Source organism: Micromonospora sp. NPDC000316, from assembly GCF_042898885.1.
GTDB lineage: Bacteria > Actinomycetota > Actinomycetes > Mycobacteriales > Micromonosporaceae > Micromonospora.
Genome location: NZ_JBIAZG010000005.1, coordinates 11,652 through 32,523 on the forward strand (window position 1 = coordinate 11,652; position 20,872 = coordinate 32,523).

General features: G+C 72.0%; 24 protein-coding genes. 13 read left to right on the forward strand and 11 right to left on the reverse strand.

What is annotated here, in order from left to right; all coding sequences use genetic code 11:
- Positions 1–20 precede the first annotated feature (20 nt).
- On the reverse strand, positions 21–1,475 hold the full coding sequence (locus ACFY2Q_RS12965) for a glycoside hydrolase family 3 N-terminal domain-containing protein (protein WP_387129809.1): 1,455 nt from the start codon (positions 1,473–1,475) through the stop codon (positions 21–23).
- 168 nt (positions 1,476–1,643) lie between these two features.
- Between ACFY2Q_RS12965 and ACFY2Q_RS12970 the strand changes: the two genes are divergently transcribed.
- The gene (locus tag ACFY2Q_RS12970; RefSeq protein ID WP_387129810.1) at positions 1,644–2,819 is read left to right on the forward strand and encodes an ROK family protein; all 1,176 of its coding nucleotides are present in this window, start codon (positions 1,644–1,646) and stop codon (positions 2,817–2,819) included.
- A gap of 112 nt (positions 2,820–2,931) precedes the next feature.
- On the opposite strand, the gene ACFY2Q_RS12975 is transcribed toward ACFY2Q_RS12970, so the two are convergent.
- Together ACFY2Q_RS12975 and ACFY2Q_RS12980 are read right to left on the reverse strand one after the other, a co-directional pair.
- A complete protein-coding gene (locus ACFY2Q_RS12975; protein WP_387129811.1) occupies positions 2,932–3,942 on the reverse strand; it encodes an ABC transporter permease subunit in 1,011 nt (336 codons plus the stop codon).
- Positions 3,939–4,946, reverse strand: a complete 1,008-nt coding sequence (locus tag ACFY2Q_RS12980; protein WP_387129813.1) for an ABC transporter ATP-binding protein — start codon at positions 4,944–4,946, stop codon at positions 3,939–3,941. The genes ACFY2Q_RS12975 and ACFY2Q_RS12980 overlap by 4 nt, the downstream gene beginning before the upstream one ends.
- A 118-nt stretch (positions 4,947–5,064) precedes the next feature.
- Between ACFY2Q_RS12980 and ACFY2Q_RS12985 the strand changes: the two genes are divergently transcribed.
- Positions 5,065–5,919, forward strand: coding sequence for an ABC transporter ATP-binding protein (locus ACFY2Q_RS12985; RefSeq protein WP_387129814.1), 855 nt, complete (start codon positions 5,065–5,067; stop codon positions 5,917–5,919).
- Positions 5,920–5,941: 22 nt separating this feature from the next.
- On the forward strand, positions 5,942–6,838 hold the full coding sequence (locus tag ACFY2Q_RS12990; protein WP_387129816.1) for a ribokinase: 897 nt from the start codon (positions 5,942–5,944) through the stop codon (positions 6,836–6,838).
- A gap of 8 nt (positions 6,839–6,846) precedes the next feature.
- Here ACFY2Q_RS12990 and ACFY2Q_RS12995 read toward each other — a convergent pair whose 3' ends face one another.
- Positions 6,847–7,617 carry a hypothetical protein gene (locus ACFY2Q_RS12995; RefSeq protein ID WP_387129817.1) on the reverse strand — a complete coding sequence of 257 codons (771 nt, stop codon included), beginning with the start codon at positions 7,615–7,617 and terminating at the stop codon, positions 6,847–6,849.
- Between the two features lie 81 nt (positions 7,618–7,698).
- On the opposite strand from ACFY2Q_RS12995, the gene ACFY2Q_RS13000 reads away from it, so the two are divergent.
- Entirely contained in the window at positions 7,699–8,982 is a 1,284-nt protein-coding gene (locus ACFY2Q_RS13000; RefSeq protein ID WP_387129818.1) for an alpha/beta hydrolase, read from the forward strand.
- Positions 8,983–8,998: 16 nt separating this feature from the next.
- On the opposite strand, the gene ACFY2Q_RS13005 is transcribed toward ACFY2Q_RS13000, so the two are convergent.
- The gene (locus ACFY2Q_RS13005; RefSeq protein WP_387129819.1) at positions 8,999–9,481 is read right to left on the reverse strand and encodes a DUF6232 family protein; all 483 of its coding nucleotides are present in this window, start codon (positions 9,479–9,481) and stop codon (positions 8,999–9,001) included.
- Positions 9,482–9,834: 353 nt separating this feature from the next.
- On the opposite strand from ACFY2Q_RS13005, the gene ACFY2Q_RS13010 reads away from it, so the two are divergent.
- Positions 9,835–10,236, forward strand: coding sequence for a nuclear transport factor 2 family protein (locus ACFY2Q_RS13010; protein ID WP_387129820.1), 402 nt, complete (start codon positions 9,835–9,837; stop codon positions 10,234–10,236).
- Between the two features lie 4 nt (positions 10,237–10,240).
- On the opposite strand, the gene ACFY2Q_RS13015 is transcribed toward ACFY2Q_RS13010, so the two are convergent.
- Positions 10,241–10,720, reverse strand: a complete 480-nt coding sequence (locus ACFY2Q_RS13015; protein WP_387129821.1) for a DUF6232 family protein — start codon at positions 10,718–10,720, stop codon at positions 10,241–10,243.
- A 97-nt stretch (positions 10,721–10,817) separates the two neighbouring features.
- On the opposite strand from ACFY2Q_RS13015, the gene ACFY2Q_RS13020 reads away from it, so the two are divergent.
- Together ACFY2Q_RS13020 and ACFY2Q_RS13025 are read left to right on the forward strand one after the other, a co-directional pair.
- Positions 10,818–11,591, forward strand: coding sequence for an enoyl-CoA hydratase/isomerase family protein (locus tag ACFY2Q_RS13020; protein WP_387129822.1), 774 nt, complete (start codon positions 10,818–10,820; stop codon positions 11,589–11,591).
- Positions 11,592–11,680: 89 nt separating this feature from the next.
- Positions 11,681–13,303, forward strand: coding sequence for an acetolactate synthase (locus ACFY2Q_RS13025; RefSeq protein ID WP_387129823.1), 1,623 nt, complete (start codon positions 11,681–11,683; stop codon positions 13,301–13,303).
- A gap of 48 nt (positions 13,304–13,351) precedes the next feature.
- Here the strand turns inward: ACFY2Q_RS13025 and ACFY2Q_RS13030 are convergent, their stop codons facing one another.
- From ACFY2Q_RS13030 to ACFY2Q_RS13040, 3 genes are read right to left on the reverse strand one after another with little or no spacing between them, the layout of a single operon-like run.
- Positions 13,352–13,771 carry a PLD nuclease N-terminal domain-containing protein gene (locus tag ACFY2Q_RS13030; RefSeq protein WP_387129825.1) on the reverse strand — a complete coding sequence of 140 codons (420 nt, stop codon included), beginning with the start codon at positions 13,769–13,771 and terminating at the stop codon, positions 13,352–13,354.
- A gap of 27 nt (positions 13,772–13,798) precedes the next feature.
- Positions 13,799–14,104: a DUF202 domain-containing protein gene (locus ACFY2Q_RS13035; RefSeq protein ID WP_387129826.1), complete on the reverse strand. Its 306-nt coding sequence runs from the start codon at positions 14,102–14,104 to the stop codon at positions 13,799–13,801.
- Positions 14,101–14,493 carry a YidH family protein gene (locus tag ACFY2Q_RS13040; RefSeq protein ID WP_387129828.1) on the reverse strand — a complete coding sequence of 131 codons (393 nt, stop codon included), beginning with the start codon at positions 14,491–14,493 and terminating at the stop codon, positions 14,101–14,103. The genes ACFY2Q_RS13035 and ACFY2Q_RS13040 overlap by 4 nt, the downstream gene beginning before the upstream one ends.
- A gap of 41 nt (positions 14,494–14,534) precedes the next feature.
- Between ACFY2Q_RS13040 and ACFY2Q_RS13045 the strand changes: the two genes are divergently transcribed.
- The 4 genes from ACFY2Q_RS13045 to ACFY2Q_RS13060 all read left to right on the forward strand — a co-directional run bounded on the left by ACFY2Q_RS13045 (position 14,535) and on the right by ACFY2Q_RS13060 (position 17,682).
- Positions 14,535–15,332 carry a GNAT family N-acetyltransferase gene (locus ACFY2Q_RS13045; protein ID WP_387129830.1) on the forward strand — a complete coding sequence of 266 codons (798 nt, stop codon included), beginning with the start codon at positions 14,535–14,537 and terminating at the stop codon, positions 15,330–15,332.
- Positions 15,333–15,334: 2 nt separating this feature from the next.
- Positions 15,335–15,736, forward strand: coding sequence for a hypothetical protein (locus ACFY2Q_RS13050; RefSeq protein ID WP_387129833.1), 402 nt, complete (start codon positions 15,335–15,337; stop codon positions 15,734–15,736).
- Between the two features lie 192 nt (positions 15,737–15,928).
- Entirely contained in the window at positions 15,929–16,708 is a 780-nt protein-coding gene (locus ACFY2Q_RS13055; RefSeq protein WP_387129834.1) for an electron transfer flavoprotein subunit beta/FixA family protein, read from the forward strand.
- Between the two features lie 14 nt (positions 16,709–16,722).
- Positions 16,723–17,682, forward strand: coding sequence for an electron transfer flavoprotein subunit alpha/FixB family protein (locus tag ACFY2Q_RS13060; protein WP_355630226.1), 960 nt, complete (start codon positions 16,723–16,725; stop codon positions 17,680–17,682).
- Positions 17,683–17,782: 100 nt separating this feature from the next.
- On the opposite strand, the gene ACFY2Q_RS13065 is transcribed toward ACFY2Q_RS13060, so the two are convergent.
- A complete protein-coding gene (locus ACFY2Q_RS13065; RefSeq protein ID WP_387129836.1) occupies positions 17,783–18,559 on the reverse strand; it encodes an anti-sigma factor in 777 nt (258 codons plus the stop codon).
- Positions 18,513–19,115: an RNA polymerase sigma factor gene (locus ACFY2Q_RS13070; protein WP_387129838.1), complete on the reverse strand. Its 603-nt coding sequence runs from the start codon at positions 19,113–19,115 to the stop codon at positions 18,513–18,515. The genes ACFY2Q_RS13065 and ACFY2Q_RS13070 overlap by 47 nt, the downstream gene beginning before the upstream one ends.
- A gap of 232 nt (positions 19,116–19,347) precedes the next feature.
- Between ACFY2Q_RS13070 and ACFY2Q_RS13075 the strand changes: the two genes are divergently transcribed.
- Entirely contained in the window at positions 19,348–20,178 is an 831-nt protein-coding gene (locus tag ACFY2Q_RS13075) for a DUF4397 domain-containing protein (protein WP_387129839.1), read from the forward strand.
- On the forward strand, positions 20,175–20,846 hold the full coding sequence (locus ACFY2Q_RS13080) for a class F sortase (RefSeq protein ID WP_387129840.1): 672 nt from the start codon (positions 20,175–20,177) through the stop codon (positions 20,844–20,846). Before ACFY2Q_RS13075 ends, ACFY2Q_RS13080 begins: the two co-directional genes overlap by 4 nt.
- Positions 20,847–20,872: the final 26 nt, after the last annotated feature.

Here is a 20,872-nt window from a genome sequence, read left to right on the forward strand (position 1 = left end):
GCCACAGAGGACGCCGAGGTTCAGCCGGCCAGGCCGAGAACCTCCGCGGCCGCCCGGCCGTTGGCGTGACTCGCGCCGTACGTGGTGACGAAGGCGCGTACGCCGGCGGGACGCCACTGCGCCGGCCAGCCCATCTCCACAACTGTCACCGGGTGCTCGGCGGCCAGGGCGGCGATCAGCTCCGCGCCGCCGGGCAGCCGGTGCAGATGCCGCCCGACCAGCACGATCGACCGGCCATCGGCAAGCCCGCGCAACGTCGCCGGCTCGGTGTCGGCGGCGACCACCTTGATCTCCTGCACGCCGGCCAGGTGCGGGCCGAGGCCCCACGGCACCCGACCCTCGGCGATCGTGGACTCGGTGTGCAACTGCACCACAAGCGGCCGGTCCAGCCCGGTGAGCACACCGTCCACGTGGACCGCCCGGCGCGCCGCCGCGTACCCCAGATCGGGGTCGATCGTCGCAGGTGCGCCGCCGGCGGCCCGGGTCCAGGCGGCGAGCGCGGCGGCGCGGCCGGCCGCCTCCTCGACCCGTGGGGTCGCCAGCGTGCCGTCGGTGAGTGCCTCGACGATCTCGGCGGCCACCCGCTCGACAAGTGCGGCGTCGACCTTCGCGCCGATGCAGAGCAGGTCGGCGCCGGCCGCCAGGGCCCGGACCGCGGCCGGACCGACGCCACCGGCGGCCACCGCCGCGCCCTTCATCTCCAGCGCGTCGGTGATCACGGCGCCGGTGAAGCCGTATTCGCGGCGAAGCAGGTCGACAAGGACGGCCCGGCTGAAGGTGGCCGGGCCGTCGCCGGTCAGCGCCGGCACCCGGATGTGCGCGGTCATCACGGCGTGCGCCCCGGCAGCGACGACCGCGGCGAACGGCGGCAGGTCCCGCTGGCGCAGCAACTCCACCGGAACGTCCACGGTGGGCAGCTCGTGGTGCGAGTCGGTGACTGTGGCGCCGTGGCCGGGAAAGTGCTTGGCGCAGGCGGCGACACCCGCGGACTGGAGCCCGGAGACGGCGGCGGCCGCGTGCGCGGCCACCCGCACCGGGTCCGCGCCGAACGACCTGGTGCCGATGACCGGGTTGTCGTCGGCGCTGTTGACGTCCACGGTCGGGGCGAGGTTGACGGTGATGCCGAGCGCGGCAAGCTCGGCGCCGATCGCCTGGTAGACCCGCCGGGTGAGCGCCACGTCGCCGATCGCGCCGAGGGCGGCGTTGCCGGGGTACGGGCTGCCGGTGGCGTGCGCCAGCCGGGTCACGTCGCCGCCCTCCTCGTCGATGGCGATCAGCGCGTCCGGTCGGCCGGTGCGCAGTGCGGCGGTGCTGGCCGCCACCTGAGCCGGATCGTGCACGTTGGTGCCGAACAGGGTGTGCCCGGCCAGCCCGTCGGCCAGCAACTCGACGGCCCAGTCCGGCGGGACCGGCCCCGGGTACGCGGCGAGCAAGGTGCCCAGCGCGAGCCTGCGCAGTCCTGGATCCAGCCCCACGTGATCTTCCCCCTTCGGTCCCCACGGGTACGAAAAGTCGTACCGGCGGTGGTCATCTCCCTGCCGAGTCGGCCGAGCGCTCCACCTGCGGGTGGCCGATACGCTACGACTACCCGCTCGTAGGTCGGTTTACAGTTAGCAAAGTTTACTAAAACTAGAGGACGTGGCATGAGTGCGACCCGCCTGCCCGGCACCCCCCGCCTGTTGCGGGCGCTCAACGACCGCGCGGCGCTCGAACTGCTCCTCGAACGCGGGCCGCTCACCCGCGCCCGGCTCGGCGAGCTGACCGGGCTGTCCAAGGTGACCGCCTCCCAGTTGGTCGAACGGCTGGAGGAGCGCGGCCTGGTCGCCCGGGTCGGCGAGCAGGCCGGCGGTCGGGGGCCGAATGCCCAGCTCTACGCCGTCCGTCCGGGCAGTGCGCACGTGGTCGGGGTGGACGTCGGGCCGGACCGGGTGGTGGCCGCGTGCGCCGACATCACCGGCGCGGTCATCGGCCGGGTCGAGCAGTCGACGCGGGACACCGACGACCCGGTGGGCGTCGTGCACAATGCCGTCGTGCAGGCCGCGAGCAGCGCGCAGGCGCAGCTCAGCAGCGTCCGACGGGTCGTGCTCGGCACCCCGGGCCTCGTCGACCCGCACACCGGCGACATCACGTTCGCCTTCAACCTGCCGCGCTGGCACAGTGGTCTGCTCGCCGCGCTGCGCGACGACCTGCACACCCCTGTCGTCTTCGAGAACGACGTCAACCTGGCAGCGGTGGCCGAGGCGCAGTCCGGTGCCGCGCAGGGGATGAGCGACTTCGTGCTTGTCTGGGTGGGCGCCGGCGTCGGCCTCGCGATCATGCTGGGTGGCCGGCTGCACCACGGCAGCAGCGGCGCGGCCGGCGAGATCGGCTACCTGCCGGTGCCCGGAGCGCCGATCCCGCGCGACGTGTCCCGCCGCGCCAAGCCGGCCTTCCAGCAGGTGATCGGCGCGGACTCGGTGCGCGCGGTGGCCCGCGAGCACGGCTACCCGAGCGCGGACGCCGCCGAGGCGGTGCGCGCGGCAGTCGCCGATGGCGCAGCCGGCGGTCCGATGCTCGACGAGTTGGCCCGGCGGCTCGCGCTCGGTGTGGCAAGCACCTGTGTGGTGCTCGACCCGCCGCTCGTGGTGCTCGCCGGCGAGGTGGGCCAGGCCGGCGGGGAGGCGCTCGCCGACCGGGTGCAGCGTGAGGTCGCGGCGATCACACTGGTCCGACCGCGAGTGGTGCCCACCGGGCTCACCGAGGAGCCGATCCTGCGCGGCGCGTTGCGCACCGCGCTGGACGCCGTCCGCGACGAGGTGTTCGGCTCCACCGTCGGCTGAGGCCTCTGCGGTGGTCATGTGAAGGAATATTTCACCGCTGGCCGTCGCACTGCAAGGTCTTGTCGCTGCCCATCGGGCCGCCCGCGCCCAGCGCGAGCGGCCCGACAGGCCCTCAGATCAGGTCGCGGCGACGGAACACGGCGAACGCCCCCATGGTCAACGCGCCCGTGATCACGAGCAGCACCGCAAGCGCCGGCCTCCACGTCAGGGTGTAGAAGCCGTCGCAGGTGCCGGAGTCGGGGGCGCAGAGCTGCGGATCCCAGTACTCCGACTCGCCGGTGAGCCACGCCCCGATGTGGCTGGACAGCATCAGAAGGTCCGGCCGCCGGGCGTCCACGATCGCCAGCACCACCCGGGCGCCCAACTCCCACACCACCGCGTACGCGGCGACCGCGCCGAGCGCCGCCGACGTGTGCCGGCCCAGCGTCGCGATGGCGAAGCCCAGGGCGCTTGCCAGCAACACCAGCACCAGGCCGCGACCGTGGATGGCGCCCAGCGAACGCCAGAACTCCCCGTCCAGCCGCCCAGCCAGCCCGGCGTTCTGCCCGATCACCCAGAACGTGGCGAGGTAGAACAGTGACGCCACCACCGACAACGCCAGCACCATGCCGAGCAGGGTGCCGAGTTTCGCGCCGAGCACCGTCAGCCGACGCGGTCGCCACAGCAGCAGGTTCACCACGCCACCGGAGTTCAGGTCCGCGCCGATGTACGAGGCGCCGACCAGGAACCCGAACAACACGAGGAACGCGATGAGGAAGTACAGCAGCGGCTGTGCCTGGTTGGCGAAGCTGAACACCCCGGGCAGGAAGTCGGCGGCGATCGGGAACCGGTCCTGCCGGGTCGGGTCGATCTCCGAGCAGTCGCTGGGGTAGTACCCATCGTTGTCGCTCGGCGGGAGCCTGCCGTCCTTACGGGCCAGGCACTCCTGGAACTGGTTCTCCATGGCCTGCCGTGCCTCGGTGGCCCGCGACTGCGCCGCGCTGAGTTCGCTCGCGGTCGGCTTGTGTGAGCCGGCCAGGGTGGTCGCCGCGGTGACGGCGAACGCCACCGCCAGCAGCACGACCATGAGTTGCACGAAGCGACGCGCGGCCAGCCGCTCCAATTCGGCCCGGACCAGGTTCACGAGTCCACTCCCCGCATGTCGAGATCCATCACCGCGTCGCCCTCGGCGCCGGCCGGCAGCTCCGAGCCGTCGACCTGCCGGGGCAACCACGGATGCCCGGCGCCGGTCAGTTCCAGGAAGACGCTCTCCAGATCCGGCCGCAGCGGCGTCAGCTCGCCCACCCACAGCCCCTGCTCGCCGAGCACCCGGCTGACAATCGTCGGGTCGGTCACCCCGCTCACCACGAGCGCCTCGCCGTCCACGACCGCCGCCAGCTCCGCCGCCCGCAACAGGTCGACGGCGCGTTCCGGCTCGGCCACCCGCACCAGGAACTCCTGCCGGTCGTAGCCCGCCAGCACCTCGTCAACGCGACCTGTCGCCACCTGCCGCCCTCGCGAGATGATCGTGACGTGGTCGCAGATCAGCTGGATCTCGCCAAGGATGTGACTGGACACCAGCACTGTCACCCCGCCCGCCGCCAGCGACCGCATGAGGTCCCGCATCTCCCGGATGCCCGCCGGGTCCAGCCCGTTGGCCGGCTCGTCCAGGATGAGCAACTGCGGGTCCTTCAGCAGTGCCGACGCCACCGCGAGACGCTGCTTCATGCCCAGCGAGTAGCCCTTGACCCGCTCGTCACCCCGGTCGCGCAGGCCCACCAGGTCCAGGGCCTCGTCCACCCGTGAGACCGGCACCCCACCCGCGCGGGCCAGCAGCCGCAGCGTGCGATATCCGGTGAAGTTGCCGAAGAACTGCGGGCTCTCCACGATGGCGCCGACCCGGCCGGCCACCCGGGGCAGCAGCTCCGGCGACGGCTCGCCGAACACCCTCATCTGACCGCCGTCGGCGCGAATCAGGCCGAGCAGCGCACGCAGTGTGGTCGTCTTGCCGGAGCCGTTCGGGCCCAGGAAACCATGGACCTGACCCGCCTCGACCAGCAGATCGAACCCGTCCACCGCCACCCGTCGGCCGTTGCGCACGCTGTTGAAGGTCTTGCGCAGACCCTCGATCTCGATGACCGCGCTCATCCGCGTGGCTCCGAACCTCGACCTGGCATGAGCCGCCCTCCGGGGGTGGTGATCAAAGACACGGCGTTCACCCTATGGCCGGTACGCCGCCCATGGGGGGTACGTCGACGCTGCGTGGTTGGATGGGCGGGTGACTGGTGACCTGATCCCCGGCGCCGCGGGCGCTGCGCCCGCCGCCACCCCCGTGGACCCGGATCTGGTGGTCAGCCTCGACAGCGTCGGCGTACGCCGCTCCGGCACCGCACTGCTGCAGGACCTGACCTGGCGGGTCGAGCTGGACGAACGCTGGGTCGTGCTCGGCCCCAACGGCGCGGGCAAGACCACCCTGCTCAACCTCGCCGCCGGCCGACTGCACCCCACCACAGGCGTCGCGCACGTCCTGGGTGAGCGGATCGGCCGCACCGACGTCAACGAGCTGCGTACCCGGATCGGGCTCTCCACCGCCGCGCTCGCCGAGCGGGTGCCCGCCGAGGAGCAGGTGAGTGACGTGGTGATGACCGCCGCGTGGTCGGTGGTCGGCCGCTGGCGGGAGAGCTACGACCGCGGGGACGAGGCGCGGGCTCGGGCGCTGCTCAGCCAGCTCGGTGTCGGCGGCCTCGCCGAGCGCCGCTACGGCACGCTCTCCGAGGGCGAACGCAAGCGGGTGCAGATCGCCCGGGCGCTGATGACCGACCCGGAGTTGCTGCTGCTCGACGAGCCCACCGCCGGGCTCGACCTGGGCGGCCGTGAGGACCTGGTCGGCCGGCTGGCCGAGCTGGCGTACGACCCGGACGCCCCGGCCCTGGTGCTCGTCACCCACCACGTGGAGGAGATCCCGCCCGGGTTCACCCACGCGCTGCTGCTGCGCGAGGGGGCAGTCGTCGCCCAGGGCCTGCTCACCGAGACGCTTAACGGCGACAACCTCTCCAAGACCTTCGGTCTGCCGCTTGTGGTCGAGCGGTCCGGCGACCGCTACACCGCACGCGCCGCCTGAGCAGCCGACCGGGGAGGTGACCGTGCCGCAGACCCGCGTGGTCGTGGTGGGCAGCGCCAACATGGACCTGGTCGCGATGGCGCCCTCGCTGCCCCGGCCGGGTGAGACCATGCTCGGCACCGACTTCGTGATGGTGCCCGGCGGCAAGGGCGCCAACCAGGCCATCGCCGCCGTCCGGGCCGGTGCCTCCTGCGTCTTCCTCGGCGCCATCGGCTCCGACGCGTTCGGCGTCACCCTCCGCGCCCGGATCACCGCGGCCGGCGTGGACACCGACCAACTGCGGGTTGCCTACGGCACCTCCGGCGTGGCGGTGGTGATGGTCAACGCGCAGGGGGAGAACGCCATCGTCGTCACCCCCGGCGCGAACGACGCGCTCGTCGACCTCACCGAAGAGGAACTGGCCACCGTACGCGCGGCGGACGTCCTCGTCACCCAACTGGAGATCCCGGTGCAGACGGTGACCACCGCCGCCCTGGTGGCTCGCGCGGCCGGCACCCGGGTCATCCTGAACGCCGCACCGGCCCGGGACCTGCCGCCGGAACTGCTCGCGGCGGTGGACCTGCTGGTCGTCAACGAGGGCGAGGCGCAGGCGTTCACCGGTCGAGGCCGGGAGGACCCACGGGCGCTGCTCGACCTGGTGCCCCGCGCCGTGCTCACCCTCGGCGGCGATGGTGCCTGGTACGTCGACCGGGACGGCACCGAGGTGCACGTGCCAGCGGTCGCTGTCGACGTGGTCGACTCCACGGCGGCCGGCGACGCGTTCACTGCCGCGCTCGCCGTCGGCTGGGGCGAGGGTCGGGACGTGGTCGACGCGGTGCGCTGGGCGTCGGCGGCCGGAGCGGCCTGCGTCCGCAAGCTCGGCGCTTCGGTGGCACTGCCGCGTCGCGCCGAGATCGACGAGCTGTACGCCCCGGGCTGACCGGGCGCTCAGCCGGCGGCTTCGTCGCTGAGCTTCTCGCCGCGCCGACGCAGCATGCCCAGGCCGGGGATGCCGGCCACGGCGAGCTTGAGGTCGCGGGTGACGTCGAGCAGGTCGTGCAGGTCGGGGCCGACCCGATCCAGGGTGGAAAGGATCGGCAGGATGTCGGCGGTCAGGTGCTCCTTGAGCTTGGGCAGCTCGTCGATCAGGTGGATCGCCGCGGTGATCTCCTCGTGGCTCAACTCCTCCACGAACCTCTCCGCCATCGGGGCGGCCCTGCGCAGCGCCGGCTCGTACGCCGCGAGCAGTTCGGCAGCAGTGGTCGCGGCCTGGGACGCCTTGCCCACCGTGACCGCGGCGGTGCCGGCGACGGTCCCGGCCTCGGCGACGACCGTGCCGGCGGCCCGGGAGACACTCTCGGCCTCGGCGACAACCGTGCCGGCGACGCGGGAGACCCGCTCGGCCTCGGCGATCACCACGGCGGCGGACGCCGCCACCTCGGTGGCCGTGTCGATGGCGGTGGTCGCGGCGGCGCTGATGACGGCCACCTCGCGGACCGCGCCCTCGGCGTCGGTGAGCACCTGGTCGGTCCGGTCCAGGGTCGTCTCGATCCGGTCCACCACGCCGTTGATCCGGGCCAGCAGCGCCTCCACCCCGTCCAGCACCGCGAACGCGCGGGCGGGCACGGCGGCGAACGAGGCGGCTGAGCCCATCGCCTGGTCGAGGGCGGAACGGGTCAGGCCGACCATCGCGGACGGTGTGGGGAGGGGAATCGCCATGTGGTCAAGTGTGCGCCGGTCGCGCCACAACCGCTCGTCCGGCGGAGTCGCCGGTGGCCCGCTCGACGGTAGGGTGCCGCCATGTCGGCCCCCTCGCCGCACCGCCCGCCGAGCACCCGGACCACGGTTCTGCTCGCCGTGCTCGCGGCGGTCGCCGCCGCGCTCGGCACGCTGGTGCTGGTCCGCGCCGACGACGGTCTCACCGTCCGCCACGTCACCGTCGGGGGTGTGCCGATGACCGAGGTACGCGCGGGCGCGCCGACACCCGACGTGCGGCGGCCCGGCGTGGTGATCGCACACGGATTCGCCGGCTCGGCCCGGTTGATGCGCCCGTTCGCCGACACCGTGGCCCGTCGAGGTGCGGTCGCGCTGCTGTTCGACTTCGCCGGTCACGGCGCCAACCCGGCCCCGCTCCCTGCGGACACGTCCGCCGCGCGGCTCGCCGCCGACGTGGACGCCGCGGTCGGTCACCTGCGCTCGTTGTCCGATGTGGATGAACATCAGATCATGCTTGTCGGGCACTCGATGGGTGCCGGTGCGGTCGCCCGGTACGCCGTCGACCACCCCGAGATCGCCCGGACCGTGGCGATCTCGCTGCCCAGCGCCGGCGAGCTGCCCCCGGGCCGCCCGGCGGAGCTGCTGCTCATCGTCGGCGGCGCGGAGTTCCCCTCGTTCCGGCGTGCGGCCGACGACGCCGTCGGGCGGGGTGCGGCGATGGGGCGACGGCCGGCGGTGGTGGTGCCCGGGGTGGAGCACGTCGCGGTGCTGTTCGCCCCGCGTACCCACCGGGAAGTCGCCAACTGGCTGCCCAGCGCGGACGGGACCGCCGCGCCACGGCCGCTCGCGCGGCTCGCCGGGGCGGCGTTGCTGATGCTGGCGTTCGGCGTGGGTGTGGTCCCGTTGGCGGCGCTGCTTCTCACGACGCGAACGCCGCCGGGCCGTCGGCCGGCGCGGACCGGCGTCGCGGCGCTGACGCTTACGGCGTACGCGGTCGCCGCCATCGCGCTGCCGACCCACCTGGGCCTGACGTCGGCGCTGCCGGTGGGTGCCCGCTGGTGGCTGCTCCCGCTGGTGCTCGCCGGCTGCCTGCTGTTCCTGCTCGGTGTCGAGCTTGCCGCCGCCGGTCGGACGTGGCGACACCTGCTCGTCGTCGCGGGCACCGTGCTCGTGCTTACCGCGTCGGCGGTGGTCGGTCTGGCACCCGGGTTCGTGCTGCTCGTGGTGCCGCTGCTCGTGCTGCTGCTCGGCTGGCATGCCATCTGGGCGGCAGTGCTGCGCCGCTACGGCGCCCCGCGCTGGTTGTCGGCCGCGGTGGGAGCCGCCCTGCTGGGCTGGCCGATCGCCACCACCCTGCCGCTGAGCTGACCGGCCCGGCGAGTGGTCACCTGTGGTCGCCCTGCTGCTCGACGGCGCGCTGCACGGCCCGGTAGATCTGCCCGAACCGTAGGGCGTCCGGAGTACGCAGCAGCAACTGCTCCCGACCGTGGTGCTGCACCCACAGCTCGTGCACGTGGCTGCCGCGCTCGTAGGAGCGGTCCAGCCAGCCGAGCGGGATCTCCAGGAACGGGGTCAGCGCCAACGCCCCCACGGCGCAGGCCGCGAGGATGATCAGCGCCAACTGCCAGTTGCCCCGATCCTGCGCGGACCACGCCAGCGAGAGGACGCACACCACAGCCACCAACGGCGGCAGCGACAACAGCAGGACCAGCACACCGCGACCCAGCACCCGGCCGCGCACCGCGAGTGTCTTGGCCCCCCGGGCGTGCCAGACGAACGTCACGTCAGCCAGGGCGATTACCTGGCCACCGGCCCGGATCGACTCGGATGTCACCTGCACAGCGTCGTCCCGGTAATAGAGGGTCATCACTAAGCCTAACCATCGGTGGTCAAGCCCGCACCGTCCGTCGTGCGTCGCGCCGACAGCGACGAGGGGGTGCGGCCAGCGAGGGTGGTCCGTCCGTCCTTTGGAGCTGAATCGTCTACGACATCACCGGCTCCCGCTCCGAACCCGACCGCCGCGTGGCCGCCGCCGTACGTCTGCTGCCAGGGCGCGGCCCCGCCCGCATGCTGCGCGAAGTCGCACGCCCGTACCCCGATTCGTTTACGACATCAGCTCCATTAGGCAGCAAAGGACCCTCCACCCGTCCCGCCGACGCGCCTCGGCTCGGGTCGTCGTGAGGCCCCACGGCGCGCGTCTGGGAACGTAATGTCGGGCCGGTGAGCGAGCAGGAGCGCAACGTCGGGGTCGTCCGCCGCTATCTCCGCACCTTCGTCACCCGAGACCTGGTCGAGTTGCGGGCGGTCGTGGCCGAGGACGTGCGTATCTACGGCTCGGGTACGAGCGCGGTGGGCCGGCAGTTCGTGGAGCGGGCTGTGCTTTCGCCCGGGCTGACGGTGCTCGACCAGCAGATCGTCGAGATCTTCGCGGCCGAGGACAGGGTCGTCGTCTCGATGGCGCAGACCTATCGGCGCGACGCCAGTGGTGCCACCGCTGTGCAGAGCGCCTGCAAGATGTACCGGTTGACGCACGGCAGAATCGTCGAGTTCTGGGGGGAGCAGGACCTCTACGGCCTACTGCGGGGTCTCGGCCTGCTGCCGGACGAGCCGATCAGGTTCTGATCAGCTAGCGGCGGGTGGCGGGGCGGACGGGCTGGCTGTGCTCGATGGCACGCTGCAACGCCCGGTAGATCTGGCCGAAGCGCAGCGCGTCGCCGGTCCGCAGCAACCGCACCGGGTGGCCCCGCCAGCGGGCCCAGATCTCCAGTTGTCGGCTGCCCCTGGCGTACGAGCGGTCCAGGTGTTCGAAGAGGAAGTCGGCGACAGGGCCGACGGCGAGGCCGACGAGCACCGAGGCGCCGACGATCGCGATCGTCACGGTGGGCGAGCGGTGCAGCCAGACGGCCACGCCGATGCCGAGCACTGCCGCGACAAGTGGGCCGGCCAGCGCCGCGCCGATCGCTCCCCGACCGACGAGCACCCGCCAGGAACGGCTGCCCCGGCGATGCCAGACCATGGTGATCTCGGCAAGGGGGTAGCTGCGGCCGTCCACTTGGATGGCGGTGGAAGTTACCTGCACCGACTTGTCGTCGTAATACGTGACCATGGCTGACTCCCGCCTGCGGGGCTGACACCACACTACTTGCCCAAACGAGCCGGGTCGTAAGGTTGGCACGCGACTTCGACGAGGAAGTGAGGGCAGCGTGGGCGAGTTCGTTCGGCTGGAGACCACTGACGGCATCGGCACGATCCGGCTGGAGCGGCCGCCGATGAACGCGCTCAACACCCAGGTGCAGGAGGAGTTGCGCGCCGCCGCGACGGCCGCCACCGCCGACCCCGAGGTCCGCGCCGTCATCGTGTACGGCGGGGAAAAGGTCTTCGCCGCGGGCGCGGACATCAAGCAGATGGCCGACATGTCCTACGTGGACATGGCCGACCGGGCGGCTGCCCTGTCCAGCGCGCTCGGCGCGATCGCCCGCATCCCCAAGCCGGTGGTCGCGGCGATCACCGGGTACGCCCTCGGTGGCGGCTGCGAGTTGGCGCTCGCCTGTGACTGGCGGGTGGTGGCCGAGGACGCCAAGCTCGGCCAGCCGGAGATCAAGCTCGGCATCATCCCCGGTGCGGGCGGCACCCAGCGGCTGGCCCGCCTGGTCGGCCCGGCCCGCGCCAAGGATCTGATCATGTCCGGGCGGATGGTGGACGCGCAGGAGGCGCTGCGGATCGGCCTGGCCGACCGGGTCGTGCCGGCCGCCGAGGTGTACGACGCGGCGGTCACGCTCGTCACGCCGTACCTCAATGGGCCGGTTCAGGCGCTGCGCGCGGCGAAGCTGGCGGTCGACGGCGGCCTGGACATGGACCTGAACTCGGGCCTGGCGTGGGAGAGCCAGCTCTTCGCGGCGCTGTTCGCGACCGACGACAGGCGTGAGGGCATGGCGGCCTTCGTCGAGAAGCGCAAGCCGGGCTTCACTGGCCGCTGACCCGCGCCGGTGAATCGAGAATGGTTCACATTCTTTCTACCGGCCAGTAGCGTGGGCCCTCGGTCAGGCGACACGAAGGGGAGCGGGGAATGACGGAGCGGATCGAGGGTCACGGCGGGGAGTTGGCGCTGGCGGCACTACGCGCGCATGGCGTACGGGAGATGTTCACGCTGTCCGGTGGGCACGTCTTCCCGCTCTACGACGCCGCACACAAGAGCGACTTCCCGATCTACGACGTCCGGCACGAGCAGTCCGCGGTCTTCGCCGCCGAGGCGGTGGCCAAGCTCCAGCGCCGACCGGGCCTCGCCGTGCTCACCGCCGGCCCCGGTGTCACAAACGGCATCTCGGGCATGACGAGCGCGTTCTTCAACGCCTCCCCGGTGCTCGTGCTCGGGGGCAGGGCACCCGCGTTCCGCTGGGGCTCGGGCAGCCTCCAGGAGATGGACCACCTCCCGCTTGTCGCCCCGGTCACCAAGCACGCCGAGACGGTCTTCAGCACCGACGACATCCCGCGCGCGATCGACACGGCCCTCACTGCCGCGCTCACCCCGCACCGCGGCCCGGCGTTCCTGGACTTCCCGCTGGAGACGGTCTTCTCGGTCTCCGAGGCGGACGTGCCCGCGCCGACAGGCGTCGACCCGGTCGAGCCGGACCCGGACGAGGTCGGGCGGGCCGCGACGCTGATCGCCGGCGCGCAGCGACCTGTCATCATCGCCGGCTCCGACGTCTACGCGGGCGACGCGGTGGCCGCGCTGCGGGAGGCCGCCGAGGCGTTGCAGGTGCCGGTCTTCACCAACGGGATGGGCCGCGGCTCGCTGCCGCCGGAGCACCCTCTCGCCTTCGCCAAGGCCCGCCGGGCCGCGCTCTCCGGCGCCGACGTCGTCGTGGTGGTCGGCACCCCGCTCGACTTCCGGCTCAGCTTCGGTGACTTCGGCGACGCCAAGGTGGTGCACATCGTCGACGCGCCCACCCAGCGGGCGACGCACGTGCAGCCGGCCGCGGCACCCGCCGGTGACCTGCGCCTGATCCTCTCCGCGCTTGCCGACCACGCCGGTGACCGGGCCGACCACACCGACTGGATCGCCGACCTGCGCGTCGCCGAGGACGCGGCGAAGGCACGCGACGCCGCCGAGATGGCCGCCGAGACCGACCCGATCCGTCCCGCCCGGATCTACGGCGAGCTGCGCCGGGTGCTGGCCCGCGACGCGATCACCATCGGCGACGGCGGCGACTTCGTCTCGTACGCCGGCCGCTACCTGGAGCCGGCGCAGCCCGGCACCTGGCTGGACCCCGGCCCGTACGGCTGCCTGGGCACTGGCATGGGCTACGCGATGGGTGCCCGTGTCAGCCACCCGGACCGGCAGATCTGCGTGCTGATGGGCGACGGCGCCGCCGGCTTCTCGCTGATGGACGTCGAGTCGCTGGCCCGCCAGAAGCTGCCGGTGGTGATCGTGGTCGGCAACAACGGCATCTGGGGGCTGGAGAAGCACCCGATGAAGGCCATGTACGGCTACGACGTGGCCGCCGACCTGCAGCCGGAGCTGCGCTACGACACGGTGGTAAGCGCGCTCGGCGGTGCGGGGGAGACCGTCGCCAAGGCCGCCGACCTGGGGCCGGCCCTGCAACGGGCGTTCGATGCCGGTGTGCCGTACCTGGTCAACGTGCTCACCGACCCGACCGACGCGTACCCCCGGTCGTCGAACCTGGCCTGAGTCGCACCCGCCGCCGTCGCCCCCAGGTGGGGCGACGGCGGTCTGTTGTCAGACCTCCGGCCGGTCACCCTCACGAGGCGGATCGTCGCGCCGCCGCAGGTCGTCCTCGCGTCGCCGGAGGTCCTCCTCCCAGCGGCGAAAGAGCTCCTCGTCCTGCTGCTTGGCGCGGTCCTGCACGGAGCGCAGGAACTCCGGGTCGTCGTCGGGGGCCAGCGGCCGGCGGGGCTGCCGCTCGGCCGCGCTGCCGGCCGGCCAGATCTTGCCGAGACCGGCTGCGCCGGGCTTGGGCTCCCGTCCGGCGAGGAACCAGGCGATCGACCCGACCAGCGGGAAGAACAAGATGATCAGCGCCCAGACGATCCGGGGAAGGACGCGAATCTGACCCTCCTCTGCGGAGAGGCAGCTGATCAGTGCGCAGACGGCGAGGACAATCTGCACCAGGAATAGGAGTATGTACAGCCGGGCCATGCACCTATCATGGCGCACCGCGTCGCATCACCCCACTCCGTGAGTCGTCAGCACCACCCCGAGCAGCGCGAGCCCGACCGTGCCCAGAGCGACAAGGGGCAGGGTTCGGCCGCCGGTGCGCGCCACCCCGGTGCCGATGCTTCGGGGCCAGCAGAGCTTGAGCACTGCTCCCCAGAGCAGGACGGCCACACCCGCGATCAGCGCGCCGACCAGGCCGTCCTCGGACGCCAGCCGGACGGCGAGCGCGGTCACCACGGTCAGTGTCAGCAGGGTGCGCCGCCACGACAGGCGGGTCCGTTCCGGTTGCAGCCCCGGGTCGCGTACGGCGCTCACCGCCCGCCGATCGCCCGGAGCAGCACCGCGATCACCAGCAACACCGCGCCGGCGCCGACGGCGAGGGCGAGGACGGCGGGGAATCGGGAGGCGGGCAACTCCTCACCGAGCCGGATGGCCCGCTCAGTTCGCGCCCAGTGGTCGACCGCGCGGACCGCGACGGCGGCGCCGAGCAGCAGCAACGTGACAGCGATGGCCTCCCGCAGGTGGTTCACCGCCAGCGGTGGCAGGAACTGCGCCGCGGCCAACCCGCCGCCGACAAGCGCCAGGCTGGTGCGCAACCACGCTAGGAACGTCCGCTCGTTGGCCAGCGAGAACCGGTAGTCCGGTGTCTCGCCCACTGCCCGCAACTCGGCCGGGTCGAACCAACGCCTGATCGCCTCCCACACGACGCCAATTATCCGCTTCCCCTGCGGCTTAGCCTGAGCCGGTGACCGATATTGACGTGTTGACGCTGCGTGCCGCCTACGACAACCAACTCCGCCCGGAGATCCCCGACCCGGTTCCGGCCGGCGTGACTGTCGAGCGGGACGGCCCGCTGGTCCGGATTATCGGACTCGACGCCGGCGGGTTCCTCACCTACCGCGACCTCGGCGGCCTGGCCGGCGACGCGCTTGACGAGCTGATCGCCCGGCAGGTGGAGTTGTTCGGGCAGCGCGGCCAGTCGGTGGAGTGGAAGCTCAACGGGCACGACGAGCCGGCCGACCTGCCCGACCGCCTGCGCGCCGCCGGGTTCGTCGCGCAGGACCGGGAGACCGTCGTGATCGGGCCGGTCGCGCCGCTGGCCGCCGCGCTGCCGGTCGCCCCCGAGGGGGTACGCCTGCGTGAGGTGACGTCCGGGGCGGACCTGGAGCGGATCGCCGCCATGGAGGAGGAGGTGTGGCAGGAGGACCGCTCGCACCTGGTGACGGGCCTGGCCAAGGAGATCGACGCCGACCCGCACTCGATCACAGTGGTGGTGGCCGAGGCGGGCGAGACCGTGGTGAGCGCCGGCTGGGTGCGGTTTCCACCGAACACCGGGTTCGGCACGCTCTGGGGCGGCTCCACCCTGCCGCAGTGGCGCCGCAAGGGCATCTACCGGGCGCTTGTCACGTACCGGGCGCGGCTTGCCGACCAGCGGGGCCGGACCCTGCTGCAGGTGGACGCGTCCGAGGACAGCCGGCCGATTCTGCAGTGGCTCGGCCTCGTCCCGGTCACTACCACCACTCCGTACGTCTACACTCCGTGATCATGGAGCAGCGGTTGACGGACGAGGAGCGGCTGACCCTGAAGACAGGTGCCTTCGGCGCCGTCGCCCTGGTCGCCAACGCCGACCCGGGGATGCTCGCGGTGTTCCGGGAGAGCTTCGCCGCGTCCGGCGCGCTTGCCGGCGCCAGCGGGGTGGTCAAGGAGGCGCTGACCACCGGTCCGCTGCCCCGGCTGCCCCGGACGTCCCAGTTGGAGATCGAGTCGGTGGTGCTGCCGGCGCTCGGCCGGGCGATGCGGATCCTGCGGGAGAAGTCACCGGCGGATGCCGGGGCGTACCGAACGGTGGTGTTGACCGCGGCGGACCGGGTGGCCCGGGCGCACGACGGGGTGGCACCGGCGGAGGCCGCCGTCATCGACCAGATCCGGGGTGCGCTGGCCGAGTAGGCCTGAGTGCGCGCCCGTCGGTGAGCTGTGTCACTCTGAGTGCCCGAGAGCCGCAACCTACTGGCAGGTAACATTGCGCCGTGGGCAACTGCACAACAGTCCGCGGTTGACCGGGCGTCAGTAGACGCGCGAGGCTGCGGCCCAGACCGGGCGAGCCAAGGCAACACCACACAGGAGGGTCGTCGAAGCGCGATGAATATCGTCGTACTCGTCAAGCAGGTGCCTGATTCGGGCGCGGACCGCAACCTGCGCAGTGACGACAACACCGTCGACCGCGGTTCGGCGAACAACGTGATCAACGAGATGGACGAGTACGCCATCGAGGAGGCGCTGAAGATCAAGGAGGCGCACGGTGGCGAGGTCACGATCCTGACCATGGGTCCGGACCGCGCGACCGAGTCGATCCGCAAGGCGCTCTCCATGGGCCCGGACAAGGCCGTGCACGTGGTGGACGACGCCCTGCACGGGTCCTGCGCCGTGGCCACCTCGAAGGTGCTCGCCACCGCGCTGGGTCAGCTCAACGCCGACCTGGTGATCTGCGGCGCGGAGTCCACCGACGGCCGGGTCCAGGTCATGCCGCACATGATCGCCGAGCGACTCGGTGTCGCGGCGCTCACCGGCGCCCGCAAGCTCACCGTCGACGGCTCCACGCTCACCGTCGAGCGGCAGACCGAGGAGGGCTACGAGGTGGTCACCGCCTCCACCCCGGCCGTGGTCTCCGTCTGGGACACCATCAACGAGCCGCGCTACCCGTCGTTCAAGGGCATCATGGCCGCCAAGAAGAAGCCGGTGCAGACGCTCTCGCTGGCCGACCTCGGCGTCGCGCCCAACGAGGTGGGCTTCGACGGCGCGACCAGCGCCGTCGTCGAGCACAGCAAGCGTCCGCCGCGCTCCGGCGGCGCCAAGATCACCGATGAGGGCGAGGGCGGCGTCAAGCTGGTCGAGTTCCTCGCCACCGAAAAGTTCGTGTGAGAGCGGGTCTGGACATGTCTGAGGTTCTCGTCGTCGTCGAAGCCACAAAGGAATTCGGCGTCAAGAAGGTCACCCTGGAGATGCTCACGATCGCCCGTGAGCTGGGCACGCCCAGCGCTGTCGTGCTCGGCGGCGCTGGCGCGGCCGAGGCGCTGAGCGCCAAGCTGGGCGAGTACGGCGCGGAAAAGATCTACGCCGCCGAGGGTGACGAGATCGACGGCTACCTGGTGGCCCCCAAGGCCACGGTGCTTGCCGAACTGGTCAAGCGCGTGCAGCCGGCCGCCGTGCTGCTGGCGTCGGCGCAGGAGGGCAAGGAGATCGCCGCCCGCCTCGCCGTCAAGCTGGACAACGGCATCCTGACCGACGTGGTCGGCCTGGCCGCCGACGGCACCGCCACCCAGGTCGCCTTCGCCGGCTCGGCAATCGTCAAGTCCAAGGTCACCAAGGGCCTGCCACTGGTCACCGTCCGGCCCAACTCGGTCACCCCGAGCCCGGCCGCGGCCACCCCGGCGATCGAGCAGCTCACCGTGTCGGTCACCGACACCGACAAGCTGGCAAAGGTCGTCGAGCGGGTCGCCGAGCAGAAGGGCTCCCGCCCCGAGCTGACCGAGGCCGGCGTGGTCGTCTCCGGCGGTCGCGGTGTCGGCAACGCCGACAACTTCAAGCTGGTCGAGGAGTTGGCAGACCTGCTGGGTGGCGCCGTCGGCGCGTCCCGCGCGGCTGTCGACTCCGGCTTCTACCCGCACCAGTTCCAGGTGGGGCAGACCGGCAAGACGGTCTCCCCGCAGCTCTACGTCGCGCTCGGCATCTCCGGTGCCATCCAGCACCGGGCCGGCATGCAGACCTCCAAGACCATCGTCGCGGTCAACAAGGACGGCGAGGCGCCGATCTTCGAGCTGGCCGACTTCGGCGTGGTGGGCGACCTGTTCAAGATCGTCCCGCAGGCTGCCGAGGAGATCCGCAAGCGTAAGTGACACCCGGCGACACGAAAGTGGCCGTCCCCTCGCGGGGGCGGCCACTTCTCGTCGCTCAGGGAGCTGATCGGCGGGCCGGGGAGCTGAGCCGGCCCGCCGATCAGCCCGTCAAGGTGCCCCTCAGCAGACTGTCGCCGGAGTGGGCGGGCTTGTTGTCGTACTGCTCGGCGGAGACGTCCACCACCGAGTAGGCACTCAGGTCGACGTTGGGTGGCAGCGGGAGCAGCGCGTCCGAACTCCCACCCAGGGTGCCGACCGAGAACATCTGCATAGTCGTCGGGTTGATGAGCCAGACCTCGTAGTACCCAGGCACGCTCGGGAGATTCGCCACATGCAGATGTAGTTGGCCGCCATCGAGAACCCGGGCATCTCCGGTGGCCGCCGGGGGCGTCGACCCGTACGCCGCCAGCGGCGCACTTGCCACCACCGCCGGTGGCGGAGCGGGCGCGGGATCGTCCGGCCGCAGCACGGACACCGTTCCCACCACAGCGACCGCCGCGGCGGCGGCCGCGGTCACCGCGGTGGCCGCCATGCGCGACCAGCCGCGCCGCCGACCGGCCCGCGACCTGCCGCTCGACCGCTCCGGGGCCGGGGCGCTGATCGGCTGGTCAACGCTCTGCTGGCGGGGGGCAGTCGTCAGCGACGGCAGGGCCTGCGCCGCGCTGATCTCGGCCGCGATGCCCTGCCAGATGTGCTCCGGCGGGTCGGGCAGAGCAGACAGGCCCTGCGTCTCCGCACCGAGCCCGGCCACCTCCTGAAGGGCGGCCATCTCCACCCGGCAGGCCTCGCAGGTGTCGAGGTGGGTGCTGTCCCCGTCGTCCGCCTCGATCTCACCGAGCGCCAGAAAGACCAGCCGGTCGTGGTCCAGGTGCTGCACCGTCCACCTCCCATCTGCGTTTCAAGCTCGCCATGCCGCGTCGAATGTGACTCTTCACGGTGCCCAACGGCACCCCCGTCACCGTCGCTATCTGCTGGTGTGTCAGGTCGTCGTAGAAGGCCAACTCCAGCATGCGCCGCTGGTCGTCCGGGAGGCGGGACAGCTCGTCGGCGATCACCAACCGGTCCACCACACGATCCGGGTCGGGGCCGGTAGGTGTCGGCTCGGGCAGCTGCCGGACCGTCTCCACCACCCGGGTCTCCCGGGCCGACGCCCGCATCCGGTCGATCACCTTGCGCCGACCGATGCCGAGCAGCCAGCCGATCAGCGAACCCTTTGCCGGGTCGAACGTGTCTCTCCCCAGCCAGGCGGCGACGAACGTCGCCTGGGTCACGTCCTCGGCGTCGGCACGGTTGGCCAACATGGATGTGGCCAGGTGGAGAACGGCACGGCCATAGCTGTCGTACGCCTCGCGGAGCGCCACCTCGTCGCCAGCCCGGAACCGGAGCGCCACGTCGTCCACGTGGGGATCTGGGTTCTCAGGTGGCGCCGTCATCGGGCAGCTCGCCTTCGATGGGGCATGCCCGACTGTAGCTGCCACAGCCCTCGCCCCACTCTCCCGATCGATGTCATCTCACCAGCTCTTCGCTCCGCGGGCCCGATTCGGATGCGGGCGAGGGCCGCGAAAAAAAGTGCGTCCGGTGCGCATCCGCCCGTCGCGTATCCGGCGTAACCCGTTCTGCAAGCCAAGCCTGACGAATCAGCAGTAATCACCAGGAGGCAGACAGATGCAGCTCTCGTACTTCCGTCGGGTCGCGGCCGGCAGCGCGGTCGCCGCGCTGGCCTTCGCCGGTGTCGGCGCGTTCACCGCCACCCCCGCGTACGCCGCCACGTCGAAGGTCTCCGTCGTGCACGGCATTCCGGACACCCCCGTCGACGTCTACGTCAACGGCGAGAAGACGCTCGACAACTTCAAGCCCGGTGACGTTGCCGGCCCGCTGAACCTGGAGGCGGGCGACTACGACATCGCCCTCACCAAGCCGGGTGAGGCGATCGACAAGGCGATCCTCAAGGTCGACAACGCGGCGGTGCCGGGCGGGGCGAACATCAGCATCGCCGCGCACCTCGACGCCGCCGGCCAGCCGAAGATCACCCCCTTCGTGAACGACGTCTCGAAGGTCGACGCCGGCAAGGCCCGCCTGATCGTCCGGCACACCGCCGCCGCCCCGGCGGTGGACGTCCGGGCCGGCGGGACCCCGGTCTTCGAGGACCTGACCAACCCGAACGAGGCCAAGGGCGACGTCGACGCGGGCAGCGTGAAGGCGGACGTGGTGCTGGCCGGCACCGACACCGTGGCCATCGGCCCGGCGGACCTCAACCTCAAGGAGGGCACCGCGACGATCGTCTACGCGATCGGCTCCGCCGAGGGCAAAACCCTCGACGTGGTGGCCCAGACCATCACCGGCCTGCACTCCGCCCCGGGCGGCGTGCCGAGCGGTGACGGTGGCCAGGCCGGCACGGGCGTGGACACCTGGTGGTACGTACTCACCGGCGCCGGAGTCCTGCTGCTGCTCAGCGGCGGGGTGCGGATGGCTACCGCGCGGACCGGTCGCCAGTGACGGTGCGCAACCGCGGCGCGCTGGCGGCAACGGCCGCCGGCGTTGCCGCGCTCACCGTCGCCACGCTTGTGGCCTGCGAATCCCAGCCTGCCGAGAACGTCGGCGCGCAGGAGGCCAGCGCGTTGGCAACCGCCACCGCCACCGCCACCGCCACCGCGATCGCGCCGGCCACCGGTGGCGTCCCGGTAGCCGCCGGTGACCTGCCGGCCGGCGCGGAGGTCGTCCCGCCGGTCCGGCTGGTGATCCCGGAGATCAACGTCACCGCCACCGTCAACGCGGTCGGCGTCAACGAGCGGACAAACGAGTTCGAGGTGCCGCCAAGCGTCGACCAGATCGGCTGGTACCGCTTCGGCCCCGGCCTGGAAGCGGACGCTGGCTCGGTGGTCATCGCCGGTCACGTGGACAGCGCCCAGCAGGGCAAGGGTGCGTTCTTCCGGCTCCGCGACCTGGACCAGGGCGACACCCTCACCGCGACCGGCAGCGACGGCACGGCACGGAGATACCGGGTCGTCGCCCGGGAGGAGTACGCCAAGACCAAGATCCCGTTGGACCGGTACTTCGCCCGCGACGGTGAAGCACGACTGACCCTGATCACCTGCGGCGGGCCGTTCGACGCCAAAGCCCGTAAATACCGCGACAACATCGTCGTCACGGCGGTACCGGCCTGACCTGGCCCGACCTGCGTCGCGCCGGG